Consider the following 4348-nt stretch of genomic DNA (forward strand, 5'->3'; position numbering starts at 1 on the left):
GCCCGGCCAGATGAAATGGTACGCCCCTGGCTACGACGCCAGCGCCTGGCCCACCATGCCGGTGCCCGGCGAGTGGGCCCGCCAAACCCCGCTGGGCCCGGTGAACGGCGTGCTCTGGTTCCGGAAGGAAGTGGAGGTGCCGGCCACCATGGCCGGCCAGCCCGGCCGCCTGGAGCTGGGCACGCTGGTCGATGCCGACTCCACGTACCTCAACGGGCAGCTGGTGGGCACCACCGGCTACCGCTACCCGCCGCGCAAGTACGATTTCGGCCCCGGCGTGCTGCGGGCCGGCAAAAACGTGGTGATAGTGCGCCTCATCAGCACCGGCGGCCCCGGCGGCTTCACGCTGGACAGAAACTATCAGATTACGGCCGGCGGCCAGACGCTCGATTTGCGCGGGCCCTGGCAGTACCAGCTGGGCGCCAAGATGCCACCCGCACCGGGCTCCACCACGTTCCAGTACCAGCCCGGCGGGCTATATAATGGCCTGGTGGCTCCGGTGCTGCCCTACGCCATCAAGGGCGTGCTGTGGTACCAGGGCGAAAGCAACGTGGGCCGGCCCAACGACTATTACGCCCTCACCGCCACGCTGGTGCAGGACCTGCGCACCCACTTCCAGCAGCCCGACCTGCCATTCCTGTACGTGCAGCTGGCCAACCTGAACGCCGCCAAAAACGAGCCCGGCGAGAGCAACCAGGCCCGCGTGCGCGACGCCGAGCGCCGCCTGCTGGCCCTGCCCCGCACCGGTATGGCCGTCATCACCGACGTGGGCGAGTGGAACGACATTCACCCCCTCGACAAGCAGACCGTGGGCCACCGTCTGGCCTTGGCCGCCCAGAAAGTGGCCTACGGCGACAGCAAGCTGGTGGCCTCCGGCCCACTGTACCAGTCCCTGAAAGTGGCCGGCAACAAAGCCACGCTCAGCTTCGCCAGCGTCGGCGGCGGCTTGGTGGCCAGGGGCGGGGGCGAGTTGAAGGGCTTCGCCGTGGCCGGGCCCGATGGGAAGTTTGTGTGGGCGCAGGCCCGTATCGAAGGTAGCAAAGTCGTCGTCTGGAACGACGCCGTGCCCGCGCCCACCGTGGTGCGCTACGCCTGGGCCGACAACCCCGAGGGCGCGAACCTGTACAACCGGGAGGGCCTGCCGGCTTCCACCTTCACCACCGAGCCCGCTCAGTAAAGACGCCTTCCGGCGCTGTTGATTATGAAATACCTCATTGGCTACGACATCGGTAGCTCTTCTATTAAAGCCTCGCTGCTCGACATCGCCACTGGCCAGGCCGTGGCCTCAGCCACCTGCCCGAAAACGGAGATGGAAATCAGCGTGCCCCAAGCCGGCTGGGCCGAGCAGGACCCCAACCGCTGGTGGCAGGAAGTGCAGAATGCCACCGCCGAGCTGCGCGCCACGCCCGGCTTCGATGCCGCGCTGGTGGCCGGCATCGGCATCACCTACCAGATGCACGGTCTCGTGCTGGTGGGCCACGACGGCGCGGTGCTGCGCCCGGCCATCATCTGGTGCGACAGCCGGGCTGTGGAAGTTGGCAACCAGGCGTTTGCCAACTTGGGCGAAGCGCATTGCCTCGAAAACTTTCTGAACTCGCCCGGTAACTTCACCGCCTCCAAGCTGAAGTGGGTGCGCGAGAACGAGCCCGAGGTGTACGCCCGCATTCACAAGATTCAACTGCCCGGCGACTACATCGCCTACCGCCTCACCGGCGAGCTGCAAACCACGGTTTCGGGGCTGTCGGAAGGCGTGTTCTGGAATTTCAAGCAACAGGCCATCGCCCAGGAGCTGCTCGACTACTACGGCATTGATGCCGCGCTGCTGCCGGAGGTGGTGGACACCTTCGCCGTGCAGGGCCGCCTGAGCGAAGCCGCCGCCGCCGAACTGGGCCTCGCGGCCGGCACGCCCATCAGCTACCGGGCCGGCGACCAGCCCAATAACGCCTTCTCCCTCAATGTGCTGGAGCCGGGCGAGATTGCTGCCACCGGCGGCACCAGCGGCGTAGTGTACGGCGTGACCGACGTACCGGCCTCCGACCCGGCCTCGCGCGTGAACGCCTTCGTGCACGTGAACCACACCACCGCCCAACCCCGCAACGGCGTGCTGATGTGCATGAACGGCACCGGCATTCTGAACAGCTGGCTGCGCAAGATGGTGGGCGAGCTGCCCTACGACGAGATGAACCGCCTGGCCGCCACCGCACCCATTGGCGCGGCTGGCCTGCAGTTCCTGCCCTTCGGCAACGGGGCCGAGCGCATCCTCGAAAACCGCCCCACCGACGCCGCCCTGCTGGGACTCAACCTCAACATCCACACCCGCGCCCACCTGCTGCGCGCCGGCCAGGAAGGCATCGTGTTCGCCCTGATTTACGGCATGAACATCATGCGCCAGATGGGCGTGCCCATGCACACCGTGCGCGCCGGCAACGCCAACATGTTCCTGAGCCCCGTATTCCGCGAAGCCTTCGTGAACACCGGCAACGTGACGCTCGAGCTCTACAACACCGACGCGGCCCAGGGCGCGGCCCGCGGCGCGGGCATCGGCGCGGGCGTATACGCCACGCCGGCCGAGGCCTTTGGCAGCCTCGAATGCCTGCTTACGCTCAAGCCCGACTCCGAACTCCAAGCCCAATACCAAACCGCTTACGGCCGCTGGCTCGAAGCCCTCAACCAACAGATTCTGAAACCCCAATCTTCCCCCGCATATGTCTAGCACCACGCTTTCCAAAACCGAATTCTTTACGGGCATCGAGCCCATCCGCTACGAAGGCCGCGAGTCGGACAACCCGCTGGCGTTTAAGTGGTACGACGAAAACCGCGTGGTGGCCGGCAAGACCATGAAGGAGTACCTGCGCTTCGCCACGGCCTACTGGCACACCTTTGTGGGCACCGGTGGCGACCCGTTCGGTCCCGGCACCAAAACCTTCGCCTGGGATTCGCACCACGAAATCATCGGCCGCGCCAAGGATAAGGCTGATGCGGCGTTTGAGTTCTTCACCAAGCTCGGCACGCCCTACTACTGCTTCCACGACATCGACCTAGTGGACGAAGGCAACTCGCTGGCTGAGTACGAGCGCAACCTCGCTACCATCGTCGACTACGTGAAGCAGCACCAGCAGGAAAGCGGCGTGAAGCTGCTCTGGGGCACGGCCAACGTGTTTTCGAACCCGCGCTACATGAACGGCGCCAGCACCAACCCCGACTTCCAAGTAGTGGCCCACGCCGCCACGCAGGTGAAAAACGCCATTGACGCCACCATTGCGCTCGACGGCGAGAACTACGTGTTCTGGGGTGGCCGCGAGGGCTACATGACCCTGCTGAACACCGACATGAAGCGCGAGCAGGCCCACATGGCCCGCTTCCTGACCATGGCCCGCGACTATGCCCGCCAGCAGGGCTTCCAGGGCAAGTTCTTCATCGAGCCCAAGCCGGCCGAGCCCACCAAGCACCAGTACGACTTCGACGCCGCCACCGTCATCGGCTTTCTGAAAGAGCACGGCCTGCAAGACGACTTCCAGCTGAACCTGGAGGTGAACCACGCCACGTTGGCCGGCCACACCTTCCAGCACGAGCTGCAGGTGGCCGCCGACGCCGGCATGCTCGGCAGCATGGACGCCAACCGCGGCGACTACCAGAACGGCTGGGACACCGACCAATTCCCGAATAACCTCAACGAGCTGACCGAGAGCATGCTCATCATCCTGGAGGCCGGTGGCATCACCCAGGGCGGCATCAACTTCGACGCCAAAACCCGCCGCAACTCGACGGATTTGGAGGACATCTTCATCGCCCACATCGCCGGCATGGACACCTTCGCCCGCGCCCTCGTCACGGCCGATGCCATCCTCACGAAGTCGCCCTACCGCAAGTTCCGCCAGGAGCGTTACGCCTCGTTCGACTCGGGCGAAGGCAAGGCCTTTGCCGCCGGCCAACTCACGCTGGAAGACCTGCGCACCATCGCCCACAAATCGGGCGAGCCGCTGCCGAAGAGCGGCAAGCAGGAGTGGCTGGAAGCTATTATCAACCAGTACATCTAGGCTGGACTGACTTTGTCAGCCCGTCATGCAGAGCGCAGCGAAGCATCTCGCGTGTGGTAGTAACTCAATCGTTGCAACACAAATTGATTAGTGGTTGCACGCGAGATGCTTCGCTGCGCTCTGCATGACGTTCAAATAGCCTCAAAATTGAAAAACGAAACCGGCCGGCCGCCAATTGGTGGGAACAGAAACGCGGCTGGCCGGCGACGTTTTTACCTGACTTTAAAGCGGCGGAACTGGCTGGGGGCTGCAACGCCCGGCCAGCGCAACAGCACCCCGGCCGGGGTGGCGCCCCCGATGGTGAGCGGGCC

General features: G+C 65.0%; 3 protein-coding genes. All 3 read left to right on the forward strand.

Features of this window, described 5'->3' with window-relative positions:
• Positions 1-1177: sialate O-acetylesterase (locus ACYVDE_RS15625; RefSeq protein ID WP_460502470.1), on the forward strand; the 1177-nt coding region annotated here is incomplete at its 5' end.
• 24 nt (positions 1178-1201) lie between these two features.
• Positions 1202-2713 (forward strand): xylulokinase, encoded by a 1512-nt coding sequence (locus tag ACYVDE_RS15630; protein WP_460502471.1) that lies wholly within the window; start codon positions 1202-1204, stop codon positions 2711-2713.
• Positions 2706-4037 (forward strand): xylose isomerase, encoded by a 1332-nt coding sequence (gene xylA, locus ACYVDE_RS15635; RefSeq protein ID WP_460502472.1) that lies wholly within the window; start codon positions 2706-2708, stop codon positions 4035-4037. The genes ACYVDE_RS15630 and xylA overlap by 8 nt, the downstream gene beginning before the upstream one ends.
• The last annotated feature ends 311 nt before the right edge of the window (positions 4038-4348 follow it).

Source organism: Hymenobacter agri (genome assembly GCF_054778495.1).

Bases quoted from the DNA above. Each gene is read 5' to 3' on its own strand.
- ACYVDE_RS15630 (WP_460502471.1), top strand. From the start codon at position 1,202: ATGAAATACCTCATTGGCTACGACATCGGTAGCTCTTCTATTAAAGCC.
- xylA (WP_460502472.1), top strand. From the start codon at position 2,706: ATGTCTAGCACCACGCTTTCCAAAACCGAATTCTTTACGGGCATCGAG.